This is a genomic window from Nonomuraea sp. NPDC049419 (assembly GCF_040676995.1).
Lineage (GTDB): Bacteria > Actinomycetota > Actinomycetes > Streptosporangiales > Streptosporangiaceae > Nonomuraea > Nonomuraea salmonea.
In genome coordinates this window covers 307,292-332,488 of sequence record NZ_JBFAQB010000006.1, presented here as the reverse complement: position 1 = coordinate 332,488, position 25,197 = coordinate 307,292, and the positions used below count along the sequence as shown (strand labels likewise).

Here is a 25,197-nt window from a genome sequence, read left to right as displayed (position 1 = left end):
GTCAGGACAGCTCATCGATGTGTCGGGCCAGCGCTTCCGGGGTTCGCAGGGTGAACAGGTCGCGTACGGTGACGATCGGGCCGAACTCGCGGCGCAGCAGCCCGGCCAGCCGCAGCGCCAGCATCGAGTGGCCGCCCATGGCGAGGAAGTCGCTCACCGCGCTCACCTCGTCGTCGTCCAGGTCGAGCGTCTCGGCGAACAGCTCGCACACCACCGCCTCCGTCTCGGTCGCCGGCCCGCGCTCGCCCGCCGACGTCAGCGCGCCCAGCGGCTTGGCCTCCGGCAGCGCCTTGGTGTCGGCCTTGCCGTTCACGGTCAGCGGGATCGCGGCGACCTGAGCGTAGTGCGTGGGCCGCAGGTAGTCGGGCAGCGCGGCGCCCACCTCGGCCGCGACGGCCGCGAGGCCGGCGCCGTCGAGCACGAGGTAGGCGGCCAGCCGGTACGCCCCGTCCACCCCCGGGTCGGGCTGCGCCACCGCGGCGGCGAACCGCACGGCGGGATGCGCCGCGAACGCCGCCTCCACCTCGCCCGGCTCCACCCGGTGGCCGCGGATCTTGACCTGCTGGTCGGTACGTCCCAGGTAGGCGAGGTTCCCGTCCGGCCGTCGCAGCACCAGGTCACCCGTGCGGTACATGCGCTCGCCCGGCTCGCCGAACGGGCAGGCGACGAACCGGTGCGCGGTCTGCCCGCTCTGCCCGAGGTAGCCGCGGGCGATGCCGACGCCGGAGACGTACAGCTCGCCTGGCACCCCGTCGGGCACCGGGCGCAGCCATGGATCCAGCACGTACACGTCGGTGTTGTCGATCGGCACGCCCACCACCGGGTCGGCGCACTCGAACGTGCCGACGCCGAGCGTGTTGATCGTGTACTCGGTGGGCCCGTACAGGTTGTAGCCGCACGTGCCCTCCGTCTCCGCGAGCCGCCGCCACAGGCCGGGCGTCACCGCCTCGCCGCCCAGCAGCACCAGCGGCGGCCGCCGCGCCGGGTCGTCGAGCAGCCCTTCGGCCAGCAGCTGCTGGGCGTAGGTGGGGGTGACGTTGACGACGTCGATGCCGTGCTCCAGGCAGTACGCGACCAGCCGCGGCGCGTCCCTGCGCAGCTCCTCGTCACAGATGTGCACCTCGTGGCCGTCGGCCAGCCACAGCAGCTCCTCCCACGACATGTCGAACGCGAACGACACCGTGTGCGCGATCCTGAACACCCGGTGCCCGTGCTCGGCCAGCACCGGCTCGAAGATGCGGCGCTGGTGGTTGACGAGCATGTTGGTCAGCCCGGCGTACTCGGTCACCACGCCCTTCGGCCGGCCCGTCGAGCCCGAGGTGTAGATGACGTACGCGGGATGCCGCAGCCGGCCGGGGTCGTCCGGGGCGAACGTCACGTACGGCTCCGCCTCCGGCAGCGGCCGGTCCAGCTCGATCAGCTCGCCGCTCAGCCTGGGCGCGACGGAGCTCACGGTGAGGATGACGTCGGGGCGGGCGTCGGCCACGATGGCGGCGATCCGCTCGTCCGGGTGGTCCAGCTCCAGCGGCACGTACGCGGCCCCGGTCCGCAGCACCGCGAACAGCGCCACGATCGAGTCGAGCGAGCGCGGGATCGCCAGCCCGACCGTCCGCTCAGGGCCGATGCCCCGCTGGGCGAGCACCCCTGCCACCGCCCTGCTGCGCTCCATGAGCTGCTCGAACGTCATGCTCGCGCCGCCCGCGACGAGCGCCGTCCTGCGCGGTGAGCGTTGGGCCGCCCGGTCGAACCTGTCCACCACCGTGTCGGTGCCGACGTCGCCGCGCGGGCCTGGCACCGGCACCGCGCCCAGCCCCGGCAGCGCGCCGACCGGGCCGCTCGCCCGGGTCAGGCCGTCCAGCAGGCGCAGGTAGTCGTCCAGGAGGCGCTCGGCGCGGCCGGTGTCGCCGTCGCGGTACTCCAGCTTCACCGTCAGCCGCTCGCCCGGCGTCACGACCCAGGTGAACGGGTAGTGCGTCGAGTCGTCGGACAGCACCTCGACGATGCCGTGCCGCGCGTTGATCTCGCCGAGGGCGTCCAGATCGAGGAAGTTCTGCAGCACGAAGAGGGTGTCGAACAGGGCGTCGTGGCCGGTGTCGCGCTGGATGTCGCCCAGCCCCAGGTGCTCGTGCTCCATCGCGGCGACCCTGGCCGCCTGCACGCCGGCCAGATAGTGGCGTACGGTGTCGGCCGGGCGGGGGCGCGTCCACATCGGGACGGTGTTGAGCAGCACGCCCACCATGTCGTCCAGCGCCCGGCCGCCGGGCCCTTCGCCGTCGCGGCCCGAGACCGTGATGCCGAAGACCGCGTCGGAGCGGCCCGTGTGCGCGCCGAGCAGCAGGCCGAAGGCGCCCGTCAGCACCGTGTTCAGGGTGACGCCGTGCTGCTTCGCCGCCTCGCGCAGCCGCTCCGACTGCTCGGCCGGCAGCGTACGGACGAGCGCGCGCGGCAGCTCGTCCCGCAGCGCCGGCGCAGGACCCGCCAGCAGCGTCGGGCCGGACAATCCGGCGAGCTGGTCGGCCCAGAAGCGCCGGGCCGGGGCGAGGTCCCTGGCGTCGAGGGCGCGGGCGTGCTCCTCGAAGCTCGGCGTCGCCGGCTCCGGGTCGAGCGGCTCCCCGGCGAGCGCGGCTTCGTAGGCGGTGAACAGGTCGCGCAGCACGATCTCGCGCGACCAGCCGTCCCACAGCAGCAGGTGGTAGCTCAGCAGCAGCACGTCCCCGCCGCCCGGCAGCCGGAGCACGGTCATCCTGATCAGCGGCGGCGCCTCCAGGTCGAAGCCGGTCGCCCGATCCTGCGTGCGTATGGCCTCGACCTCGGCGTCCGACGCCACGTCCAGTGTGCGGACGGCGACCCGGCGGCCCGCCGCGAGCACCTGGACGGGGTCGCCGTCCGCGCCGGTCGTGAACCCCGCGCCCACGCCGGGGTGCCGGGCGATCACGTACGCCATCGCGTCGGCCAGCGCCTCCGGGTCGAGACGGCGGTCGAAGGTGAAGCAGCTCTGCGCCACGTAGTCACCGGCGTAGTCACCGGCGTAGTCACCGGCTGGGCCCGCCAGCTGCGCCTGGTAGAACAGGCCCTTCTGCAGCGGCGTCACCGGCGCCGTCCGCTCCGCCGTCCCGGCCTTGCGCGCGATCTCCGCCACGGCCTCCCGCCAGCGCTCAGGCAGCTCGTCCGGGAGGTCGCCGGCCAGCGCGAACGTGGCCCGCAACCTCCCGGTCGCCGCGTCCAGCCAGGCGTTCACCTCGACCGCGTACGGGCCGCCTGCGTCCGCGCCCGTGATCGTCACCGCCTGCGACTCGCTGCCCCGGCCGAGGTAGTTGAACAGCACCTGCGGGCTCGTGGTCAGCAGCGGCGCGGTCTGCGGGTTGAGGTGGCGGAGCTGCCCGTACGCGAGGTGCGCCCGCTCGTCCGGCTGCCGCTCGCTCAGCTCACGCGCCGCCTGCACCGGGTCGGTGTGCGGGCTGAGCCGGACGGGCGCGATGGAGGTGAACCAGCCGACCGTCCGCGTGTAGTCGTGGTGCGGCAGCACGGGGACCCGTCCATGCCGTTCCAGATCGATGGCCAGGTCGCCCGGCACGTCCTGAACCCGGGTCAAGGCGACCCGCAACGCCCCGCACAGCAACTCGGTCACGCCGACGCCGAGCGCGGCAGGCGCCTCCCGCGTCACCACCGCACTGACCTCGGGAGCTATCTCCACCGTCACCTCCCGCCGTCGTGCCGGCGGGACAGGCAGCAGCGGAGGCGCGGCCAGGGTGGTGAGCCACCGGTCGAGCGTGCCGGTGTGATGGGTCGCCGTCGCGGCCAGGGCATCGGCATAGTCCGCGAAGGGCGTGGTCTCCGGCGCGAGCGCGGCACCCCGCATCGCGGCGGCCAGGTCATCGAGCAGCACCAGCCAGGAGACCGCGTCCACGGCGAGATGATGCGCGGTGACGACCAGCGTCCTGCTCGCCTCCAGCCACGCGAACGCGATCATCTCCCCGGCCCCGGGATCGAGCCGGTCGGCCGCCTCGTTCGCCGCCGCGCCCGCCGCGCCCGCCGCGCCCGCCGCGTCGGCCTCGCCGGCCCGGACGACCGTGACCGGCCTGGGCGGCTCGGTCCGCAGCGTCCACACGCCGTGCTCGGTGCTCAGGCGGAGCCGCAGGGCCGGGTGGGCGGCGACGACCGCGTTCGCGGCCCGCCCGGCGTCGGCGAAGCCGGTGCCCTCGGGCGCCACCAGCGTCCTGGCCTGGGCGAACCTGGCGAGCGAGCCGCCCAGCCCACGCTGCCGCAACATGATCGGGGTCGGCGCGAGCGGGCCGTCCGCGCGGGCGATCGGCACGGGTTCCGCGGACGTCCCCACGTGCTCGGCGAGCGCGCGCGGCGTCTTGTACAGGAACACCTCGCGCGGCGTGATCGGCAGCCCGAACGCCCTGGCCCGGTTGACCAGCGCGATGGCCACGATGCTGTCGCCCCCGGCACGGAAGAAGTCGGTGTCCGCATCCACCTCGACACCGGGCAGCGTCTCGGCGAACACCTGTACCAGCGCGTGCTCACCACCTCTCGCGGGGGTCGCAGAGGGTCGTGGGGCGCGGGTGGTCAGCAGGGCGCGGTCGAGCTTGCCGTTGACGGTCAGCGGCAGCGCGTCGACAGGGGCCACCTGACCAGGCACCATGTACGCCGGCAGCCGCGCCGACAGCAGCTCGGCCCAGTCGTCCGGCACCCGGCCCACCACGTGCGCCACCAGGTGGTCGCCCGACGGAGCCACGGTGACGGCCACGTCCATCACCTCGTCCAGGTCGCGGATCGCCGACTCCACCTCCCCGAGCTCGATCCTGAACCCCTTGAGCTGCACCTGATCGTCGGCCCGCCCGGCGAACTCCAGCTCGCCGTCCAGCGTCCGCCGCGCCAGATCGCCCGTGTGGTACATCCGCGACCCGTCACCGGCGAACGGATCCGCCACGAACCGGGACGCCGTCAGCCCCGGCCGCCCCAGGTAGCCGAGCGAGACCTGCGCACCGGCCACGTAGATGGCGCCGACCCGGCCGGGCGGCACCGGCCGCAGCCGGTCGTCCAGCAGGTACGTGACCAGCCCGGGGATCGCCCGCCCGATGGGGGAGACGGAGCCGCCCGCGAAGTCCTCGTCGGTCAGCACCCGATGGGTGACGTGCACCGTGGTCTCGGTGATGCCGTACATGTTGACCAGCTCAGGCGAGCGCGTGCCGTACCGCTCGACCCAGCCGCGCAACCGGCCGGGGTCCAGCGCCTCGCCGCCGAAGACGATCACCCGCAGCGACTCCACCGGCTCCGCCGCGTGCCGGTCGGCCTCGGCGAACTGGTAGAACGCCGACGGCGTCTGGTTCAGCACGGTCACCCCGCGCTCGCGCACCACGCGGTGGAAGTCGGTGGGGGAGCGGGTCAGCGCGTACTCGGGGACGAGCAGCTCGCCGCCGTGGGCCAGCGCGCCCCACAGCTCCCATACCGCGAAGTCGAAGGACGCGGAGTGGAACTGCACCCACACGTCGTCCGGCCCGAACCGCAGGTCCGGCCACGTCCCGGCGAGCAGCGACAGGACCGCGGCGTGCGGCACCACGACCCCCTTGGGGCGGCCGGTGGAGCCCGAGGTGTAGATCACGTACGCGGGGTCGTGCGGCCCGACGGCCGGCCTGGTGTCGTCCAGCGGCAGGTCGTCGTCCTGCACGAGCACCCGCGCCCGCCCGCCGGTCAGCCGCTCCATGCGGTCCCGCCGCTCCCGGTCCACCAGCACCACCTTGGGCGCGGAGTCGGCCAGCAGGTACGCCAGCCGCTCGTCCGGGTACGCCGGGTCGAGCGGCACGTACGCGCCGCCCGCCGAGACGACCGCGATGAGCGCGACCACCTGCTCCAGCGAGCGAGGCACCGCCACCGCGACCCGCTCACCCGGTCCCACCCCGGCCGCCCGCAGCGCCGACGCCACCCGCTCCTTGGCCTCCCGCACCTCCCGGTACGTCATCGACCGCGCGCCCCCGTCGATCCCGCACCGGCTGACGGCGACCGCATCCGGATACCGCGCCGCGGCAGCATCGAACAACCCGCCCAGCGTCCTTTGCGAGGCCCCGGGCCACCCGCCGTCCTGCAGGGGCCGCGCGTCCGCGAGCGGCGCGCCTTCGTGGAGGTCGGCCGCCGGGGAGATCCCGTCCAGCTCGCCGACCGGGGTGTCCGGGCGATTGAGGAGTGCGGTGAGCGTGCGGGTGAAGGTGGCGAGGATGGTCTTGGCGCCGCGTTCCCGCAGCAGCGCGCGGTCGTAGATGAGCGTGAAGCGCGGCCCGCCGCCGGGCTCCCGCTCCACCACCAGGGTCAGCGGGTAGTGCGGCGCGCCCTCGTTGAGAACCTCGGTGATGACCACCTCGTCCCCGGGCCGCCGCAAACCGGCCACGTCGGTGGCGACGTCGAACACCACCAGCGTGTCGAACAGCGGGCCCCCGCCCGCCAGTCGCCCGATCGCGGACAGCGAGACGTGCTGGTGGTCCCGTACGGCGCTCTGGTGCTCGTGCACGGAGGCGAGCAGCTCGCCCGCCGTAGCAGTGCCGTCCCACCGGGCGCGTACGGGGATCGTGTTGATGAGCAGCCCCACCATGTCCTGGATGCCGGGGAAGTCCGCCTCGCGCCCCGACACCGTGGAGCCGAACACCACGTCCGTGCTGTGCAGGATGCCGCCCAGGGTGGCCGCCCACGCGCTGTGCACGGCCACGCTCAGCGGCACCCCGGCGGCCCTGGCGGCGTCATCGGCATCGAGAGCCTCGCTGACGTCCGCGACGTGTTCCGACGCGGTGTGCCCCTCGGCGACCAGCGAAGGACCGGGCAGCCCGGCGAGCTGGTCCCGCCATACCCGCTCGCTCTCGGCGTCGTCCCGCCCGGCCAGCTCCCGTACATACGCGGCGAAGCCGTCCTGCGCGTACCCGCTGCCGGGCGCGTGGTACTCGGCCAGCAGCGCCCGCAGCATCACCGGCACCGACCAGCCGTCGGCCACGATGTGGTGCACGGTCTGCACCAGAACGTGGCGATCGGGGCCCCGCCGGATGAGCGTGTACCGCATCAGCGGGCCCACGGCCAGGTCGAACCCGGCGCGGCGGTCCCGCTCGGCGAGGTCGCGCAGCTCCTCGTCCGTGATGCCGGGCCGGTCGAGCGTGGTGAACGGCGCGCGCACGCCGTCCTCAAGCACCGACACCACACGGCCGTCGGCGAGCGCCACGAACCGCGCGGCCAGGTTGGGGTGGAGCGCGAGCAGCCGGGTGGCCGCCGTGGCGAGCAGGTCGGCGTCCACGGGGCCGTCCAGGGTGAGCACCTGCTGCTCGACGTAGCTGCCCGCCGAGTCGTCGTCGAAGACGGAATGGAAGTACAGGCCCTCCTGGAGCGGGGTCAGCGGGAGGACGTCGCGCAGGTTCGGGCCGTCCAGGGCGTCCACGTCGGCCTGGGTGAGGGCGAGCGGCAGGAAGTCGCTGGGGGAGTGGCCGCCGCCGTCGAGCGCCGCGAGGCCCTCCAGAGCCTGGCGGAAGTAGCCGGCGAGGGCCTCGATGTCCTCCCCGGTGAACACGCCGTCGGGCCAGGAGATGGTGGTGACCAGCTCGTACGCGCCCGTCGGCCCCGGCTCGGCGACGGCGTTGAACTCCAGGGCGCGCGGCAGCCGCATCCCCGGGTCGCGCCGCTCGCCCAGCTGCCCGGTCGCGACCGCGAGCTGCCAGTCCGACCGCGTGCCCGCCTCGTACCTGCCGAGGTAGTTGAAGAGCACCTGCGGCGCGGGCGTGTCGAACGCGACGCCGTGCAGGTGGCGCAGCACCCCGTAGGCGATGCCGTTGCCGGGAACCCCGGCCAGGTCCTCCTTCACCTTCTTCAACGCCGCCGCCAGGTACGCGGGGTCGGTGAAGTCGCCGCTCGCGCCCGGGTCCACGGTCACCGGGAACAACGTGGTGAACCACCCGACCGTCCGCGACAGTTCCGGCTCGAACCCGGCCGCTCCGGCGAGGAACCGCGCCTCGCGCCCGTGCCCCTCCAGCTCGACGTGCGCGAACGTCTGCCCCTGCCCCAGCTCCCGCCGCCGCCGTGCGAGCGCGACGGCCAGCGCCGTGAGCAGGACGTCGTTGACCTTCGCATGGAACCGCGCAGGCAGCTCACCCAGCACCGCGGCGGTCACCTCAGGGCTTGCGGTGACGACGTGCGCCCGCTCCCGCGCCACGGTGTCCGACGCCTCCAACGCTCGCCTGCCCAGCGGCAGATCCTCACCGGGCAGCGGCCGAGCGAAGTACGCCCGATCGCCGTCGAACGCCGCCGACTCCAACACCTGCGTCCACCGCCGGAACGAGGTCCCGACCCGCGGAAGCACGATCGGCTCACCTGAGGAGAGCTGCCGCCAGGCAGTGGCCAGATCCTCCATGAGAATCCGCCACGACACCCCATCGATCACCACGTGGTGAGCAGCGAGAACCAGCTGCCGCTCCGCCCGCCGCCAAACGGCGCGCACCATGACGCCCCGATCGGGATCGAGCGAGCCCACGGCCCGCTCCACACACTCCTCAAGCCCGCGGTCGCTCTCCTCCCACACCTTCTGGAGAGTCAGGGAGCCCGGGACGTCGAAGCCCCAGGCATCGCCGCGAGTCAAGCGGGCGCGCAACATGGGGTGGTGGTCGAGGAGGGTGGTGAGCAGGGTGTCCAGAGCGTCGGGGGTCAAAGCCTCCGGGGTGTTGAGGACCACCGACTGGGCGAAGCCGTCGATGGCGTCGGTCGTCCCGCCGAGCCAGCGCACGATCGGGGAGCCCGTGATCGGGCCCGTGGCGACGTCGGCGGAGTCCGCCGCGGTCGCCCCCTCGCGGGTCGCGACCGCGGCGAGGGCGCCCAAAGTCGGGCCGGCGAAGACCTGGGCGGCGGTGACGTGGAGGCCGCGTTCGCGTAGCGCGCTGATCAGCGAGATCGCCAGGATGCTGTCGCCGCCGAGGCGGAAGAAGTTGCGGTCCACGCCGACCTCGTCCAGGCCGAGCAGCCCGGCGACGGCCGCGCACACCGCGCGTTCCTCGTCGGTGGCGGGCGCCACGACGCGGGAGGCGCGCAGCTCGGGCTCGGGCAGGGCGCGGCGGTCGAGCTTGCCGTTGGGGGTCAGGGGGAACGCGGTCATGACGACGACGTGCGCCGGCACCATGTACTCGACCAGGTGCTCGGCGGCCCACGCCGTGACGTCGCCGGGCCGCAGGTCCTCGTGCCCCGCCGCCGGGATGACGTACCCGACGAGGTACGTGCCGCCGGAGGCGTGCTTCCTGGCGACGACGCACGTGTGCCGCACGCCGGGATGCTCGGCCAGCGCGACCTCGACGTCCTCCAGCTCCAGCCGCATCCCGCGGATCTTGACCTGGTTGTCGGCCCGGCCGAGGAAGTCGAGCGACCCGTCGGGGGCGAACCTGGCGAGGTCGCCGGTCCGGTAGAGGCGGGAGCCGTCGGAGGCGAACGGGTTGGCGACGAACCGGGAGGCGGTCAGTCCGGGCGCGTTGACGTAGCCGCGCCCGAGCAGGAAACCGCCGACGTACAGCTCGCCGCCCACCCCGGCGGGGACCGGCCGCAGCTCGTCGTCCAGCACGTACAGGCAGGTGTTGGGGTTGGCCTTGCCGATCGAGGTGGACAGGCGCTCGGCCGCGCCACGGTAGATGACGTGGGAGACGCCGATCGTCGCCTCGGCGGGGCCGTAGCCGTGGTAGAGGGGGATGCCGAGGCGGGTGCGGAAGCGTTCGTACAGCTCGGGGGTGAGCACCTCGCCGCCGCACCACACGTGCCGCAGGCTGTCGAGGCGGCCGGAGTCGCCGGCCATCTCCAGCAGCACGTCCAGCATCGACGACACCAGATACGTGAACGTCACCCGCTGCTCGGCGATCACGCTGAGCAGGTGGTGCGGGTCGCGCTCGCCGCCGGGCCGCAGCACCACCAGCCGCCCGCCGCACACCAGCGGCAGGAAGATCTCGTTGATGGAGATGTCGAACGACAGCGGCGCCTTGAACAGCGAGGCGTCGTCGGGCCCGAAGCCGAGGATCTCGCGCGACTGCCACAGCAGCCGCTCGCTGATCGCCTCGTGCCGGATCATCGCGCCCTTGGGCCGCCCGGTCGAGCCGGAGGTGAAGATCACGTACGCCAGCGCGGGCCCGGGCAGGTCGATCCCCGCCGGGGTGGTGGGGTAGCAGCCGTAGCCCCAGGCGTCGAGGTCCACGGCGACGGCGTCCGGCTCGGCGGGGTCGTGCTCGCCGGTGCGGTTGAGCTGCGCGACGAGCCCGGCGTCGGCGATGACGAGCGCCCGCCGCTCGGCCGGCCAGCGCGGGTCGAGCGGCACGAAAGCGCCGCCCGCCATGAGGACCGCCAGCAGGCCGATCACCATCTCGGCCGAGCGGTCCAGGGAGACGCCGACGGTCTGCTCGGCGGCGAGCCCGCGTTCGAGGAGGTGGTGGGCGAGCTGATGGGCCAGCTCGGCGGCCTCGCGGTAGGTGAGCGTGCGGCGCTCGTCCACGATGGCGACGGCGTCGGGACGGGTGCGTGCCTGCTCGTGGAACAGCTGCACGAGGGTCGGCCTGTCCCGGTCCGCGTGGGTGTCGTTCCAGCGGGCGAGTTGCGCGAGCCGGGCTTCGACGCTGGACGGGGCGATGGTGCCGATGGGCCGGTCGGGGAAGCCGGCGAGGTCGTCCAGCGCGAGCTGCGCGTCCGCCGGGTCGACGTGCCCGGGGACGGACAGATCAGAGCCGTCCACCCGCCAGCCGCGGGGCGCGCGCCCGCCGCCCGCCGCCCACGCCACCACGTCGGCGAAGAGCGTGGCCGGCGACAGGTCGAGCCCGTCGGGGCTCAGCCCGTCCGCCCAGAAGGCCAACCCGATCGCGCACGCTTCGAGCAGGACCCCGTCGGAATGGTCCCCGGCACGGCGGCGCAGGCCGGCCAGCCGTTCGGGAGAGAGGGATACCACACGAGTGCTTGGTTCCAGCATGAAGACCTCAGCCGCCCCTTCAGACACTAGTAAGGTAAGCCTAACCTAACAATGATCGGCTAACCAGCCTCGCGCCAGGCCCGCCAGAGCCGCGCGTACCGGCCGCCCGCGGCCACCAGCTCCTCGTGGGTGCCCTCCTCGACCACCTGGCCCGCGTCCAGCACCGCGATGCGGTCGGCCGTCATCGCCTGCGTCAGCCGGTGCGCCACGAACAGCGCCGTACGCCCCCGGCACGCCGCCAGCACCGCCCGCTCCAGCTCGGCCGCCCCCTGGCTGCCCGCCTCCGCGGTCGACTCGTCCAGCACCACCACCGGCGCCCGCCCCAGCACCAGCCGGGCCAGCGCGAGCTGCGCGGCCTTGGTGCCGTCGAGCCGCTCGCCGCCCTCGCCGACCAGGGTGTCCAGCCCGTCGGGCAGCGCCGTCACCCACGGCTCGGCGCCCACCGTGCGCAGCGCGTCCATCAGCTCGGCGTCGCTCGCCCCGGGCGCGGCCAGCCGCAGGTCCTCGGCGAGCGTGCCGGAGAACACGTGCGTCTCCTGCGTCAGGATGCTCACCAGCGCCCGCGCGTCGGCCTCGTCCAGGCCGGAGATCGGGGTGTCGCCGACGCGCACCGAGCCGGCCTGCGGCGTGCCGATGCCGGCGATCAGCGCCGCCAGCGTCGTCTTGCCCGCGCCCGTGGCCCCGACCAGCGCCAGCGAGCCGCCGGCCGGGATCGTCAGGTTCACGTCCTTCAGGACGGGCCGCTCGGAGCCGGGATAGGTGAACGTCAGCCCCTCCACCGTCACCGGGTACGAGCCGGACCCGGCGGGTACGCCGCCCGCGAGCCGGTCCTGCGTGGCCTCGCCCAGCACCCCGACCAGGCGGGCCAGGCTCGCGCCCGACTTCTGCGCCTCGTCGAAGGTGAACATGATCGACCCGAGCGGGTTGAACAGCCGGTGGAACAGCAGCGGCGCCACCGACGCCTCGCCCAGGGTTACCGAGCCGGTCTCCAGCAGCACGTACCCGACGACGATGATGAGGACGAGCCCGATGAACTCGGCGCGGTTCTCCCTGCCGACGAACCGGCCGAAGAAGCGGAACACCTCGATGCCGAGGTCGCGCACCCGCCACGACTCGCGGGCCACCCGCTCGCGGAAGAGGGGTTCGAGGCGGTAGGCCCGCACGGTCTCGATCCCGTTCAGGCCGCTGATGAAAGCCTGCGCCCGGTCGGCCTGGGCCTCGCGCTGGCGCCGGTAGAGCGGCGCGGAGCGGGGCAGGTACCAGCGCAGCGCCAGCGCGTACGCGGGCAGCGCCCCCGCCCCCGCCAGCCCCAGCCGCCAGTCGAGTCCGAACATCCCGATCGTGGCGATGACGACGAGCACGGCAGCCGAGAACAGCGTGGGGACGGCCGTGCGGATGCCCTTGGACACCACGGCCACGTCGTCGCCCACCCGCGACAGCACGTCACCGTGCCCGACCTGCTCGATCCTGGCGCTGGGCAGGCCGAGCACCGCGCGTACGGCGCCCTCGCGCAGCCGCGCCAGCAGGTCGGCGCCGAGCCGCCCGATCAGGTACGTCGAGGCCGCCGCGGCCACCGTGCCGAGCAGCAGCGCGACCGCCAGCAGCACCCCGACCGTGACCAGCAGCTCCCGCGCCTCGCCGCTCCCGGCGCCGGCGACCACGCCGTCCACCACCCTGCCGAGCAGGAACACCGGCAGGACCTGCAGCGCCGCCCCCGCCACGGTGGTCACGACGGTGGCGGCGGTCAGCCACGGCGTGTCGCGGCAGTGCGCCACGACCCACCGGGCGGCCTCGCGCGCGCTCGCCGTGCGCAGGATGGCGGGGGCGGATGCGGTGCCGGTGCTCACACCAGGACCGCCGCAGGCGGGGGAAGGGGTGCCGCCGTCACGACTGGACCGACTTGACGAGCTCGTCGATCGCGTACGGCAGCGACAGCAGCGTGCCCTGCGACATGGCCGCGCCGATCGCCGGGCCCTCGCTGTCCAGCAGCCACGACACGTTGCCCTCCTTGACCGCGGGCAGGTTGGCGAACAGCTTGAACTTCTTCAGCGCGTCCTGGTCGGCCTGGTCGGCGATGACGAAGATGTGGTCGACGTCCACCAGGTCGATGCGCTCGGGGGACAGCACCGTGTAGAAGTCGCCGCCGGCGATCTCGTCGATCTCCGGCTGCCCCTTGAAGCCGATGCCCGTCACCATCCGGCCGCGCACGTCGGTGGTGGTGAAGGGCGCGACCGAGTTCTTGTACCAGGACAGCGCGACCGCCGTCTTCTCGGCCCACTCGGGGTGCGCCTCACGCGCCGCCTTGAGCTTGGCGTCGATGTCGGCCACCATCGTGGCGCCCTCCTCGGCCTTGCCGAGCGCCTTGGCGATGTGCAGCGCGTTGTCCTGCCAGGGCGCGCTGAACGGCTCCTTCTCGGTCTTGGTACGACCGACCGTGGGGGCGATCTTCGACAGGCGGTCGTAGGCGGCCTGGTCGATCTCCGAGTAGACGGCGATGATCAGGTCGGGCCGCAGCGCGGCGATCTTCTCGTAGTTGGGGCCCGAGTCGCCGTTGGTCATGATGACCTCGGGCCGCGTGTCGCCCCATTTGTCCTTCACCCAGGGCCACTGGGTGTTGATGTCGGGCGTCTTGCCGGGCGGGTTCGGATATTGGTCCACCATGCCGACCGGCTTGATGCCGAACGCCAGGATGGCCTGGTCGTCGGTGTAGCCGACGGAGACGACCCGCTCGGGGGCCTTGGTGATCTCCGTGGTGCCGAAGGCGTGCTCCACGGTGACGGGGAACGCGCCGCCCGCGCCGGCGGCCTGGGTGGCGGAGGTGGTCGCGCCCGGCTGCTCCGTGGCTCCGGAACCGCACCCCGCGAGGAGGGCCGCGGCGGACAACACCACCATTAACCGCCGCAGGGTCTTCGCAACTGTCGTTCGTGGGGAGAGCATCCGCAAGTCCCTTGCTGTCGTGCTTTGGCTGCACCACCGACGTGGGCAGGCAAACCGTAACACGAATAGGTTAGGTAAGGCTAACCTAACGCTTCAGTGCCCTCTGGCTCTCCTGAGATTGGCCCGCACGAGGACGTACACGAGGAACGGGCCGCCGATCGCGGCCGTCACCACGCCGACGGGCAGCACCACCGGCAGCACCGTGCGCGCCACCAGGTCCGCGCCGATCAGCAGCACCGCTCCCATCAGCCCGGAAGCCACCAGCGGCGGCGTCGCGTACCGCGTGAGCCGCATCGCCACCTGCGGCGCCACCAGCGCCACGAACGCCACGGGACCGGCCGCGCTCACCGCCACTCCGGCCAGCAGCACCGCGCAGAGCAGCAGCACGCCCCGCACCACCGAGAACCGCACGCCGAGCCCCGCCGCCACCTCGTCACCGAAGTGCAGCGGTTTGAGATGGAAGGCCACGTACGCCACCACGGCCAGCAGCACGAGCAGGCACCACGCCGCCGGCAGCACCTCCTCCCAGGTGCGCGAGTCCAGCGAGCCGACCAGCCACGCCTGCGCCCGCGCCACGTCGCGGATGTCCGCCGTGGCCAGCAGCCACACCGTGATCGCCTCCGCCACGGCGCTCACCGAGATGCCGATGAGGATCAGCCGCATGCCGTCGATGCCGCGCCGCCAGGCCAGGAAGTACACCAGCAGGCCGGTGCAGAGGCCGCCGCCCAGCGCCGCCGCGGGCAGCCCCACCGTGCCGACGATCGCCGAGGCGGCGCCGCCGGTCACCGTCACCAGGAACACCGCGACCACGCTCGCGCCGCCGGTGATGCCCAGCACGTCGGGGCTGGCCAGCGGGTTGCGCGCGATCGACTGCGTGATCGCCCCCGACACCCCGAGCGCGACCCCGACCACCAGCCCGGCCAGCGCGCGCGGCATCCGCAGGTCCATGACCACGAACTCGTCCACCCGCTCGCCCTGCCCGAACAGCGTCGCCACCACCTGCGGCAGGGCGATCGGGAAGTCGCCGAGCGCGATCGACAGGCAGAACACCAGGAACGCCGCCGCCGCGAGCAGCAGCGTCGCGCACACCATCCACGGCCGCCACACGAACGACGCGCGGCCGACCCGCACGCCGCGCACCACCGTCGCGATCACGTCTTCCTGAACTTTCCGCGCCACACGAGCGCCGCGAAGAAGGGGGCCCCGGCCAGGGCGACGACGACGCCCGCGGGCAGCTCACCCGGCCGCGTCACCACGCGCCCCAGGATGTCGCAGGCCAGCAGGATCACCGCGCCGAGCAGCCCGGCGAACGGCACCAGCCACCGGTAGTCGGGCCCGGTCACGTAACGGGCGACGTGGGCCACCATGAGGCCGAGGAACGCGATCGGCCCGCACGCCGCCGTCGCCGCCCCCGCCAGCACGGTGATGGCGGCGATGCCGACGGTCCTGTTGCGGGCGATGTTCACGCCCATCGCGCGGGCCACGTCGTCACCCAGGTTGAGCAGGTTGATGGCGGGCAGCGTGGTCGCCGCCAGCACCAGCCCCGCCCCGATGAACACGACCACCGGCCAGATCACGTCGAATCCGACCCCGGCGACCCCACCCGCGTTCCAGAACCGCAGCGCGTTCAGCGAGGTCTGGTCGGTCAGCGCGATCGCCGTGGTCATCGCCGCCAGGAACACCGCGATGCCCTGCCCGGCCAGCGCCAGCGTCAGCGGGTTGCCCGCGCCCTGGCCGATGCTGGCCAGCCCGAACACCACCACCCCTGCCGCCGCCGCGCCCAGGAAGGCGAACCACACGTACTGGTACGGGTTGGCCAGGCCGAACAGGATGATCACCGTGACCACGGCGAACGAGGCGCCCGCGTTCACGCCTAACAGGCCGGTGTCGGCGATCGGGTTGCGGGTGTAGCCCTGGATCAGCGCGCCGCCGACGCCGAGCGCGATGCCGGCCGCGATGGCCAGCACGGTCCTCGGCACGCGGACGGTCTGCACGATGAGCGTGATCTCGGTGAGCCGCTGATCACCGCCCGCCGCCGCGAACAGGCCGTGCCACACCTCGCCGGGGCTCAGCGCGCGCGCCCCGACGGCCAGTGACGCGCCCGCCACGACCACCAGGACCACCGCGAGGGTGCCCGCGCCGACGACGCGCCGCCGGCGGGCACGTTTCACCACACTCGTGCTCATGGGTCCTTATCGTTCGACTTAGGTAAAGCTATCCTTAGCTGACGGTCAAAGGGAAGGGTACGGGAGCGCATGGGGGAGACGTTCGCCAGGTACGGGCTCACCGGTGAACCCGGCACCGAGGAGTTCTGGCGGGCCGCGCGCTCGCCCGCCGTCGCATCGGACGGCGAGGGCTGGACGACGCTCTTCCTGTGGCGCGGCGGGCCGGCGCGCGTCGTCTTCGAGAGCTGGTCGGAGCCGGTGCCGCTGGCCCGGTTCGGCGGGACCGACTGCTGGTACGCCGAGGTCGCCATGCCCGCCCGGCTGCGGGTGACGTACCAGGTGGAGACGGGCGACGGCGCGTTCGCCGACCCCCTCAACCCCGTCGGGGCCGGTGGCGAGCGGTCGATCGCGGCCACGCCCGACGTGCCCGAGCAGCCGTACTGGCCCTCCGTCGGCCCCGACGACGTGCTGCCGCTGCCGGACACCCGCCTGCGGTGGGCCAGCGCGGTGCTGGGCGGGCGGCGTACCGTGCGGGTGCATCCAGCGGGCGGCGGCGGGCCCGTCGTGCTGCTGCTCGACGGCGACGACTGGCTGCACCTGCACCCGGCCATGACCGCGTTCGACGCCGCCGTGGCCGCGGGCGCGCTGCCGCCCGCCACGCTCGTCTTCCTGCCCGTCCGCGACCGCTCCCACGAGTACGCCTGCCGCCCCGAGCTGTGGCGGGCCGTCCGCGACGAGCTGCTGCCCCTGCTCGCGGGCAGCGGCGTGCCCGCCGACCCCGGCACGCTGGCGGTCGCCGGGCAGAGCCTCGGCGGGCTCACCGCCCTGTACGCCGCCCTGGAGTTCCCCGGTCTGATGGCCGGCGTGGCCTGCCAGTCGGGCTCGTTCTGGTGGGAGCCGGGGGCCGAGTCGCGCGCCGACCCGCTCGGCGGCCCAGCGGGCGGAGCCGTCGCCGCCCGCCTGGAGCGGGACCGCCCCGACCTGTCCGGCCTGCGGGTCGCGTTCGACGTGGGGGAGCACGAGCACCGCGTGCTGCCCCACTGTGAACGTGTCGAGAGCCTGGTCGCGCGGGCGGGCGCCACCGTGCGCGTGTCGCGCTCACCGTCGGACCACGACCGGGCGGGCTGGCGGCACGCCCTGCTCAGAGACGTCGCCTGGGTGCTCGGGTCCTAGGGGTGCCTGGTCAGGTAGCCGCCCATGGCGCGGAACACCTCGGTGGCGGGCAGGTCGGCGCCGTCCTCCGTACGGACCCGCTCGATCACCAGCCCGTGATCACGCCCCTTGCGCGCCTCGGCGCCCGCCACGATGACCACGCCGTCGCCCTCGCGGATGAAGACCCGGCCCGGCGTGCCGCCGTAGATGCCCTGCGACACCGACGCCTTGGTGACGCGGATCCGCTCGCCCTTGTAGTAGGTGAAGGCGTTCGGGTACGGGTCGGACTGGGCGCGTACCAGCCGCTCGATGTCCTCGGCGGGCCAGGTCCAGTCGATGTTGCCGTCCTCGACCGAGCGCTTGTGGAAGAAGCTGGCCTTCGAGCGCTCCTGCGGGGTGAAGACGGTCGTGCCGGAGTCGATGAGGTCGAGCGCCTCGGTGACGATCGGCCCGATCAGATCCACCGTGCGGTGGAAGAGGTCGGTGGCGGTGTCCCGGGGCCCGACGGGAACGGCACGCTGCACGACGATGTCGCCGGCGTCCAGCTCCTCGTTCATCATGTGGGCGGTCACCCCCACCTCCTTCTCGCCGTTGATCAGCGCCCAGATCAGCGGGGAGAAGCCGGCGTAGGCGGGCAGCAGCGAGTCGTGCACGTTGAGCGTGCCGTGGCGGGGGAGCGCGAAGATCTCCGGCGGGATCCACGTCCGCCAGTTGTTGGCGACGATGAGGTCGGGCTCGGCCTCCTTGAGCCGGGCCATCAGCTCGTCGTCGTCGGGCCTGTTGCGCAGCAGCACCGGCACCCCGTGGGCCTCGGCCAGCTCGGCCACCGAGTCGTTCCAGATCCTCTCGTACGCGTGCTCGCTCCTGGGGTGCGTCACCACCAGCACGACCTCGTGCGTGGAGTCCAGAAGAGCCTGGAGCGTGCGGTGCCCCCAGGTCTGGTAGCCGAACATCACGACCCGCATGGTGTCTCCTTGTCGAGAGGAACCGCTTCGGTTAGGGTGACCTTAATTAGGCAAGGCTAACCTAATTTGGGCCTCGTCTCCACCCCCGGTTCGGTCGTCTAGAAAGGCCTCCATGTCAGCGGAGCAGCACGTCCACGACCTCATTGGCATCGGCTTCGGGCCCTCCAACCTGGCCCTGGCCATCGCGCTCAAAGAGCGTCACGGTGACGGAGTCGACGCGGTCTTCCTGGAGAAACAGCCCGCCTTCGGCTGGCATCGCGGCATGCTCATCGAAGGCACGACCATGCAGGTCTCGTTCTTGAAGGACCTGGTCACCATGCGCAACCCGGCCAGCGAGTTCAGCTTCCTGTGCTATTTGCAGGAGAAAGGCCGGCTGCTCGACTTCATCAACCACAAGACGATGTTCCCGTCCCGGCTGGAATTCCACGACTACCTCGAATGGGCAGCAGCGCGTTTCACCGACCAGGTCGAGTACGCCGCCGAAGTCGTCGCCGTCACCCCCGTCGAAGCGGGCGGCGCCATCGAGTTCCTCGACGTGGTGGCCCGGCAGGGCGACGGCACGCTCGTCACCCGCCGCGCCCGCAACCTCGTGCTCGCCGCCGGCCTCGAGCCCGTCCTGCCCGGCGGCATCGTGAGCGACGAGCGCGTCTGGCACAGCGAGGAGCTGCTCGCCAAGCTGCCCACGCTGCGCGACCCGCGCAGGTTCGTCGTGGTCGGGGCCGGGCAGAGCGCCGCCGAGGTGGCGGGCCACCTGCACGGAGCCTTCCCCGCCGCCGAGGTCTGCGCCGTCTTCGCCAAGTACGGCTACACGCCCGCCGACGACAGCTCCTTCGCCAACCGCATCTTCGACCCCGAGGCCGTCGACCACTTCTACACCGCACCGGACGAGGTGAAGGAGCGCCTGCGCGCGTACCACGCCTCCACCAACTACTCCGTGGTGGACCTGGAGCTCATCGACGAGCTCTACCGCCGCCACTACCAGGAGAGGGTGCAGGGCAAGGAGCGGCTGCGCATCTTCAACGCCTCCCGCCTGACCGGCGTCGAGAACGACTCCAGCGGCCTGCGCGTCACGGTCGAGTTCCTGCCCACCGGCGAGCGCACCCTGCTGGAGGCCGACGTCGTCGTCTACGCCACCGGCTACCGCCCCACCGACCCGCTCACCCTCCTCGGCGAGACGGGCGGCCTGTGCGAGCGCCTCCCCGGCGGCGGCGTCCGCCTCGGCCGCGACTACCGCATCGCCACCTCGCCCGAGCTGCGCTGCGGCATCTACGTCCAGGGCGCCAGCGAACACACCCACGGCCTCACCTCGACCCTGCTCTCGAACACCGCCGTCCGCGTAGGCGAGATCGCCGCCTCCCTGACCGACCGGCTCCGCACCCCAGCCTGCGCCCGGGTGCGAGCACTGGTGTAGCGCGCAAGGGGCCGGTCGGCTGGCATCCAGGCCGGTCCCGCTGCGCCCACGACATAGATTACACGACATAAATGTCATGTAATGTGTGTGGCATGTCGAACGAATCGACCTTGGTCCCCGTCCCGTGCCTGTCCGGCGCCCCCTGGGAGATCGCCCGGCTCGCCCCGCTCGCGCACCGGCCCCTGCGCACCTTCCGCCGCCCCGACCACCCCGCCGACGTGGAGGCCTACGCCGACGCGCTCGCCGCCGACCACACCGACCGGCTCGGCCAGGTGGACGTGCCCACGCTCATCATCACCCCGTCCCACGACCGGCTGATCGGCGAGCGGGCGGCGGAGATCATGCGTACGGGCATCCCCGGCGCCCGCGAGGTCGTGCTCGACCGCACCGGCCACAAGTTCCGCTTCACCCGGCCCGAGACCTACGCGGCGGCGGTGGAGACGTCCCTGATGAACGAGGTGGCGCATGCGGCCCGCTGAAGAGCTGCGCTACCTCATCCTGGCCGCCCAGCGCGAGGGCAACCGGCTGCTCGCGCAGGCGCTGCGCCCGCTCGGCGTCACCCCGTCCCAGGCGGAGGTTGTCCGCGTCCTGCAGCAGCACGGGCCGCTCACCCTCAACGGCCTCGGCGACCTGCTGGTGTGCGAGAGCGGCAACAGCCCGAGCCGGCTGGTCGACCGCATGGTCACCGCCGGCCTGGTCAGCCGCGACGTCGCCGCCCACGACCGCCGGCACGTCGAGCTGACGCTCACCGAGGAGGGCGACCGGCTGGGCCGGCGGATCGTGGAGATCGAGGAGGAGCTGTACGCGACCATCGATGGGGCGTCGGCCGGGCGTGACGTCGGCGAGGTGCTCGGCTTCCTGCGCACCTTCGTCGCCGGCCTGCCCGCGGGTCAGGCCGTGGCCCGCCGCGCTGAGAGTTTCACCCGCGATCCGGCTTGACCTGGGGCGGCGAAGAGGCCTTGCCGCCGTCCGGTCCTCGTCTGGTCCTCGTCCGACCAGCGGGCCACCTGGGCCAGCGGCGGCTGCTCGTCGAGCGGCGGTCTCGACTTCCGTGCCAACAGCTGCTCGGTGTCGGCGAGCTGAGGGTCATGGGCCGCACCGGCCGGCGAACGCGTCGCCGGCGGGGCCCCCGTGGATGTCCAGGACCTCCCACAGGCCGGTGATCTCCAGCAGCCGGACCAGTACGCCGTGGACGCCTGTCAGGCGGAGCGAGCCGCCGCCGTCGCGCAGGGCGTTGTGCAGGCTCTCCAGGGCACGCAGCCCATTGCTGTCCATGAACGTGAGCATGGTCAGGTCGAGCGCCACGTGCTCGCCGGGTGCCGCCTGCTCGCGGACGTACTCCTCCAGCAGGGCGGCGTTCGTCATGTCCACCTCGCCCAGCACGGTGATCACCAGGCCGGCGTCGTGCCACCGGGAGTCGAGGGTCAGGGGCGACCCGGCGGGTTCGAGGCTGTCGCCAGGCCGGTGGGCGAGGTGAAGGTGCATGGCGTCCTCCCGGTCATGGTCGATCTCACGTCCTTCTTTGGATCTGAAGCATAATGCCCGAATTGCAATGCCGGAAGCATTTTTCGTGTGATCTTCCTCGCCCGGCGCACCTGACGTGCTCTTATCTGGTACAACTTGAGTTTTCGTGAGCACGTCCATCAATCGGTCCAGCTCCTGGACCTTCCTGACCAACCACGCCCGCGTGCTGGTGGAACTCGCCCGCGACCCGCGCGCCCGCGTCCGCGACATCGCCGCGGGCATCGGCATCACCGAGCGCGCCGTCCAGGGCATCGTCTCCGACCTCCAGCAGGCCGGCTACGTCACCATCGACCGCGTGGGGCGGCGCAACGAGTACAGCCTCAACCCCGAAGCCCGCTTCCGCTACCCGACCGAGGCCGACCTGCCTGTCCGTCTCCTCATCGACATGTTCACCCAGCACGATCTGGCGAGCGCGGAGCCGGAGAAGGCCACCGAGTGACCTCGGGCCGAGACGTCAAGGGGCGGCCTCGATGGCCGGCCGCGTCACCGGGGCGGGCAGGCGCAGGGCGGCCAGTACGGCTTCTTCGACGGTGTCGTGCACGTGCAGGACCGTGTGCGCGCGGGTGATCCGCATCATCGCCGCCAGCCGGGGATGCGGCGCCGCCAGGCGCAGGGTGCCGCCGTGCTGGCGGGCGAAGGCATGGGTGTTGAGCAGGACCCGCAGCCCGGCGCTGCCCAGGAAGTGGGCGTCGCTGAGGTCGATGACCAGGTGCTCATGGGGCGCGCGGCGGGTGGCGCGCAGATGACGGTCGAGCAGGACGGCCGTTACGGCGTCGATCTCGCCCGCCACGGAGATCACGCTCACCCCCGGAAGCCGCTGCATGGCGAACGTCAGTTCCGGCACGGGCATCCTCCCCCACCACGAGAAGTTCGCAGCCCTACGGTAACGGCGCGGGAGACGGGCGTACAGAGGTCGGAGGACACGTAAAGGAGACGAAATTCCCGGGACAGCCGGAATGGCCGCCGAATCGGGGCGCGAATGGCTTGCGGGGGCAAAAAGGGGAGACCCGGAAGCGTTCTTTTACCGTCGCCGTGATTCCCCATGGATTCGCCTGTGACGGTTGTGGGCAACGGATGCCACTCGCGGCTTGGTCACGGGTTCTCTTGCGAACCGCCAAGGTTTCTTGATCATCTTTGTCGGGGTGGCGAGCGGCGTCCCGGCACACGCCGACTTACTTTCTTTCTTGCTTCCTATCGGGACGCGATCGAAAGGAAAACACATGCTCCGTCGTACTGTGTCAGGCGCTTTCGCTCTGACGGTCGCCGGTCTCATCACGGCAGCGGCGTCTCCCGCGCTCGCCGAATCCCAGAGCCCGGCGGACTTCTACGACTCCGCCGCGGCCATCATCAACTCCGACGGCAGCCTCAACAACGGGACGAACGTCGTGCGGTCGTGGCGGGCGGGCACTGGCAGGTACTGCGTCCAGCTCGATCACTCGGTGTCCGCGCCCCACACGCTCATCCAGCTCACTCCGCGCGAACCGCGGAGGCTGCCGAACATCGCCTACCGTAACCCGTCCACGACGTGCTACCGGCACAACACCATCACCGTCACCGTGTACGACACCAACACGGGGCAGCTCGCCAACGGGGGATTCGACCTGCTGGCCATCTGACCGGAGCGCGCGCCGCCGCGGAGCCCCACAACGGGCCCACGGCGGCGCTCGCGCGTCCGGGCGGCATCACGGCAGCGCCCCGGCAGCACCCCAGCAGCACCCCAGCAGTGTCGGGGCTGATTCCGTGACCTGCTCGCGATCCCCGCGCGCGACACTGTCTGTCGACGTCCGGCACCCCCGCGCCTCACCCGCCGTTCGCCTCGCCGTGCGAACGTGACGCCGTGCGGCGCATCGGCGCCGCAGTCGCGACGGCAGAGAAGGTGATCGCGTGTCCCTCCCCGGCCCGGCCCCCTCCCCGGGACGGACTCCCGCCTGGCGCTACGCCATCGGAATGTTCGGCACCTCCATCCCGATCAACATGATCAAGGGATCGATGATCCTGTTCTACGTCGACATCCTCGGGCTCGACGTACGCGCCTACGGCGTGGTCATGGTGATCTACGCGGTCATCGACGCCATCGACAACCCGGTCCTCGGCCACCTGTCCGACCGCACCCGCACCCGCTTCGGCCGCCGCCGCCCCTGGCTGCTGGTGGGCGCGCCGATGCTGACGGCCTGCATGATCGCGTTCTTCTCGGCGCCGGAGTCGCTGGAGGGCATGGGCCTGCTGCTGTGGTTCGCGGTGTTCGCCATCCTGTGCGAGGCTTTCGACTCCATGCTCAACGCGAACTACGGCGCGCTGCTGCCCGAGCTCTACCCGCGCGAGCGCGAGCGGGCCGTGGCCAACAGCCTGCGCCAGGGCTTCCAGCTCGTCGCGCTGGTGATCTCGCTGGCGGTCACGCCGGTGCTGACGACGCGGGTGTTCGGCACCGAGACCTCCACGCAGGGCTTCCGCACCACGGCGATCATCTACGGCGTCATCGCGGTCGCGGTGATCGTGTTCATGGCGCTCAGCGCCCGCGAGAACCCCCGCTACGCCACCCGCGAACGCCCGATGCTGCTGCGCAGCGTCTCGTCGATCCTGCGCAACCGGCTGTTCTGGACGGTCGGGCTCACCGGCGCCTGCTACGGCATCGCGATGGCGCTCGTGCTGTCGGGCATCCAGCTGTACGTGCGCTACTCGCTCGGCCTGCCCGTCAGCGACGCGCTCTACCTGCAAGGGATCGTCATCCTCGTCTCGGCGGGCGGCCTGGTCGCATGGACGCGGGTCGTCGCCCGGCACGGCGCGCTGTGGACCTGGCGGCTCGCCTTCGCCGTGCTCGCCGTCAGCTTCGCCGGTCTCTTCCTCGCCACCGACCTCGTCACCGCGATCGCCGCGGGCGTGCTGGTCGGCGCCGGCTGGTCGGGCATGCTGGCCACCAACGACCTCATCGTCGCGCGCGTCCTCGACGCCGACGCGGCACGCAACGGCGAGCACCGCGAAGGGCTCTTCCTGTCGGCGTTCGGCTTCTTCTCCCGGCTCAACGGCGTCGTCACCGGGCTCGCGCTCACCTCGCTCGGCGTGTTCTTCGGCTACAACTCGGGCGACGACCCGGGCGGCGACCCCGGGCTGGCGTTCCGCATCTACCTGTGCGTCTATCCGTTCGTGCTGACCGCCATCGGCGCGGTCGCGGCCCGCTTCGTCTCCGTACCGATCGAGACGCCGGCCGAGCAGCAGCCGCCCGGCGCCGACGGCGCGCCGGCCGTGGAGCAGCCGCGATGAGCCGCCGCCTGGTCATCACCGCTGACGATCTCGGCCGCGAGCCCGGCACGACCGAGGTCATCGCCGGCCTGCTCGCCGAGGGCCACGTCAGCGCCACCACCCTCATCTGCGTCTCGCCCGAGGCCGAGCGGGCCGCGCGGCGGGTACGCGAGCTGGGCGTGCTGCCGCGCCTGCACGTCACGCTGACCAGCGAACGCGGGGTGCCGCGCTGGCGGCCGCTCAACGGCGCCGCGAGCATCGCCGACGCCGACGGGACGCTCAGCGACGACCCCTTCGCCTTCGCCGCCCGCGGGCAGGCCGACGACGTGCTCCGCGAGGCCGACGCCCAGCTGCGCTGGATGCGCGCGCACGACCTCGCGCCCGTGGCGGCCGATTCCCACGCCGGCACCCTCTACGGCCTGCACGGCAGGTCGTTCCTCGCCGAGTCGCTGCACTGGTGCGCCGGCCACGGCCTGGCCTTCCGGCTGCCCCGCGACCCCGCGCCGTACATCGGCGGGCCCCTGCCGCCGCCGCTCGCCGCCGCCCACGAGAGCGCGATCGCGCTGGCCGACGCGCTCGGCGTCGCGCTGCCGGAGACGATCGCCACCAACCGGGGCACGGCCGCCGACCTCGGCTCGTACGAACGGCTCCGCGACGACTACCTGCGCCGGCTCGCCGCCCTGCCGGAGGGCACCAGCGAGCTGTTCCTGCACCCCTCCCGCGAGGACGCCGTCACCGGCCCCGACGGCATCGTGCGCACGTGGGAGGCGCGGCTGCTGCGCGACCCGGTGTGGCACGCGGCGCTCGAACGCGAGGACGTCCAGGTCGTCCCCGGCTGGTGGAGCTGAG

General features: G+C 72.7%; 16 protein-coding genes. 8 read left to right on the top strand and 8 right to left on the bottom strand.

The features are described from left to right. Position 1 precedes the first annotated feature (1 nt). The 5 genes from AB0K12_RS21190 to AB0K12_RS21170 all read right to left on the bottom strand — a co-directional run bounded on the left by AB0K12_RS21190 (position 2) and on the right by AB0K12_RS21170 (position 16,080). The gene (locus AB0K12_RS21190) at positions 2–10,936 is read right to left on the bottom strand and encodes an amino acid adenylation domain-containing protein (RefSeq protein WP_364563544.1); all 10,935 of its coding nucleotides are present in this window, start codon (positions 10,934–10,936) and stop codon (positions 2–4) included. Between the two features lie 80 nt (positions 10,937–11,016). Continuing rightward, positions 11,017–12,804, bottom strand: coding sequence for an ABC transporter ATP-binding protein (locus tag AB0K12_RS21185; RefSeq protein WP_364563542.1), 1,788 nt, complete (start codon positions 12,802–12,804; stop codon positions 11,017–11,019). A 37-nt stretch (positions 12,805–12,841) separates the two neighbouring features. Further along, positions 12,842–13,849 carry an iron-siderophore ABC transporter substrate-binding protein gene (locus AB0K12_RS21180; RefSeq protein WP_364563539.1) on the bottom strand — a complete coding sequence of 336 codons (1,008 nt, stop codon included), beginning with the start codon at positions 13,847–13,849 and terminating at the stop codon, positions 12,842–12,844. A 138-nt stretch (positions 13,850–13,987) separates the two neighbouring features. Continuing rightward, positions 13,988–15,049 carry an iron chelate uptake ABC transporter family permease subunit gene (locus AB0K12_RS21175; protein ID WP_364563536.1) on the bottom strand — a complete coding sequence of 354 codons (1,062 nt, stop codon included), beginning with the start codon at positions 15,047–15,049 and terminating at the stop codon, positions 13,988–13,990. After that, on the bottom strand, positions 15,046–16,080 hold the full coding sequence (locus AB0K12_RS21170; protein WP_364563533.1) for an iron ABC transporter permease: 1,035 nt from the start codon (positions 16,078–16,080) through the stop codon (positions 15,046–15,048). Before AB0K12_RS21170 ends, AB0K12_RS21175 begins: the two co-directional genes overlap by 4 nt. A gap of 69 nt (positions 16,081–16,149) precedes the next feature. On the opposite strand from AB0K12_RS21170, the gene AB0K12_RS21165 reads away from it, so the two are divergent. After that, positions 16,150–17,232 (top strand): alpha/beta hydrolase-fold protein, encoded by a 1,083-nt coding sequence (locus AB0K12_RS21165; protein ID WP_364563530.1) that lies wholly within the window; start codon positions 16,150–16,152, stop codon positions 17,230–17,232. Here AB0K12_RS21165 and AB0K12_RS21160 read toward each other — a convergent pair. After that, positions 17,229–18,176, bottom strand: a complete 948-nt coding sequence (locus AB0K12_RS21160) for a methionyl-tRNA formyltransferase (RefSeq protein ID WP_364563527.1) — start codon at positions 18,174–18,176, stop codon at positions 17,229–17,231. The two genes, AB0K12_RS21165 and AB0K12_RS21160, sit on opposite strands and share 4 nt — an antisense overlap. Before the next feature lie 112 nt (positions 18,177–18,288). Here AB0K12_RS21160 and AB0K12_RS21155 point away from each other — a divergent pair, with 112 nt between their 5' ends. From AB0K12_RS21155 to AB0K12_RS21145, 3 genes are all read left to right on the top strand, one after another. Then, entirely contained in the window at positions 18,289–19,587 is a 1,299-nt protein-coding gene (locus AB0K12_RS21155) for a lysine N(6)-hydroxylase/L-ornithine N(5)-oxygenase family protein (RefSeq protein WP_364563524.1), read from the top strand. Positions 19,588–19,679: 92 nt separating this feature from the next. After that, positions 19,680–20,066, top strand: coding sequence for an alpha/beta hydrolase (locus AB0K12_RS21150; RefSeq protein ID WP_364563521.1), 387 nt, complete (start codon positions 19,680–19,682; stop codon positions 20,064–20,066). After that, positions 20,053–20,526, top strand: coding sequence for a winged helix DNA-binding protein (locus AB0K12_RS21145; RefSeq protein ID WP_364563518.1), 474 nt, complete (start codon positions 20,053–20,055; stop codon positions 20,524–20,526). Before AB0K12_RS21150 ends, AB0K12_RS21145 begins: the two co-directional genes overlap by 14 nt. Positions 20,527–20,673: 147 nt before the next feature. Here the strand turns inward: AB0K12_RS21145 and AB0K12_RS21140 are convergent, their stop codons facing one another. Further along, a complete protein-coding gene (locus AB0K12_RS21140) occupies positions 20,674–21,072 on the bottom strand; it encodes an STAS domain-containing protein (protein WP_364563515.1) in 399 nt (132 codons plus the stop codon). Between the two features lie 145 nt (positions 21,073–21,217). Between AB0K12_RS21140 and AB0K12_RS21135 the strand changes: the two genes are divergently transcribed. After that, entirely contained in the window at positions 21,218–21,550 is a 333-nt protein-coding gene (locus AB0K12_RS21135; protein ID WP_364563513.1) for a helix-turn-helix domain-containing protein, read from the top strand. 15 nt (positions 21,551–21,565) lie between these two features. Here the strand turns inward: AB0K12_RS21135 and AB0K12_RS21130 are convergent, their stop codons facing one another. Then, positions 21,566–21,955 (bottom strand): STAS domain-containing protein, encoded by a 390-nt coding sequence (locus AB0K12_RS21130; RefSeq protein WP_364563510.1) that lies wholly within the window; start codon positions 21,953–21,955, stop codon positions 21,566–21,568. 376 nt (positions 21,956–22,331) lie between these two features. On the opposite strand from AB0K12_RS21130, the gene AB0K12_RS21125 reads away from it, so the two are divergent. From AB0K12_RS21125 to AB0K12_RS21115, 3 genes are all read left to right on the top strand, one after another. After that, positions 22,332–22,727, top strand: a complete 396-nt coding sequence (locus tag AB0K12_RS21125; protein WP_364381526.1) for a hypothetical protein — start codon at positions 22,332–22,334, stop codon at positions 22,725–22,727. 268 nt (positions 22,728–22,995) lie between these two features. After that, positions 22,996–24,369: an MFS transporter gene (locus AB0K12_RS21120; protein WP_364563507.1), complete on the top strand. Its 1,374-nt coding sequence runs from the start codon at positions 22,996–22,998 to the stop codon at positions 24,367–24,369. Next, positions 24,366–25,196, top strand: coding sequence for a ChbG/HpnK family deacetylase (locus AB0K12_RS21115; protein WP_364563505.1), 831 nt, complete (start codon positions 24,366–24,368; stop codon positions 25,194–25,196). The genes AB0K12_RS21120 and AB0K12_RS21115 overlap by 4 nt, the downstream gene beginning before the upstream one ends. Position 25,197: the final 1 nt, after the last annotated feature.

Bases quoted from the DNA above. Each gene is read 5' to 3' on its own strand.
- AB0K12_RS21140 (WP_364563515.1), bottom strand. From the start codon at position 21,072: ATGCACCTTCACCTCGCCCACCGGCCTGGCGACAGCCTCGAACCCGCC.
- AB0K12_RS21165 (WP_364563530.1), top strand. From the start codon at position 16,150: ATGGGGGAGACGTTCGCCAGGTACGGGCTCACCGGTGAACCCGGCACC.
- AB0K12_RS21160 (WP_364563527.1), bottom strand. From the start codon at position 18,176: ATGCGGGTCGTGATGTTCGGCTACCAGACCTGGGGGCACCGCACGCTC.
- AB0K12_RS21125 (WP_364381526.1), top strand. From the start codon at position 22,332: ATGCTCCGTCGTACTGTGTCAGGCGCTTTCGCTCTGACGGTCGCCGGT.
- AB0K12_RS21145 (WP_364563518.1), top strand. From the start codon at position 20,053: ATGCGGCCCGCTGAAGAGCTGCGCTACCTCATCCTGGCCGCCCAGCGC.
- AB0K12_RS21155 (WP_364563524.1), top strand. From the start codon at position 18,289: ATGTCAGCGGAGCAGCACGTCCACGACCTCATTGGCATCGGCTTCGGG.
- AB0K12_RS21150 (WP_364563521.1), top strand. From the start codon at position 19,680: ATGTCGAACGAATCGACCTTGGTCCCCGTCCCGTGCCTGTCCGGCGCC.
- AB0K12_RS21115 (WP_364563505.1), top strand. From the start codon at position 24,366: ATGAGCCGCCGCCTGGTCATCACCGCTGACGATCTCGGCCGCGAGCCC.
- AB0K12_RS21170 (WP_364563533.1), bottom strand. From the start codon at position 16,080: ATGAGCACGAGTGTGGTGAAACGTGCCCGCCGGCGGCGCGTCGTCGGC.
- AB0K12_RS21180 (WP_364563539.1), bottom strand. From the start codon at position 13,849: ATGGTGGTGTTGTCCGCCGCGGCCCTCCTCGCGGGGTGCGGTTCCGGA.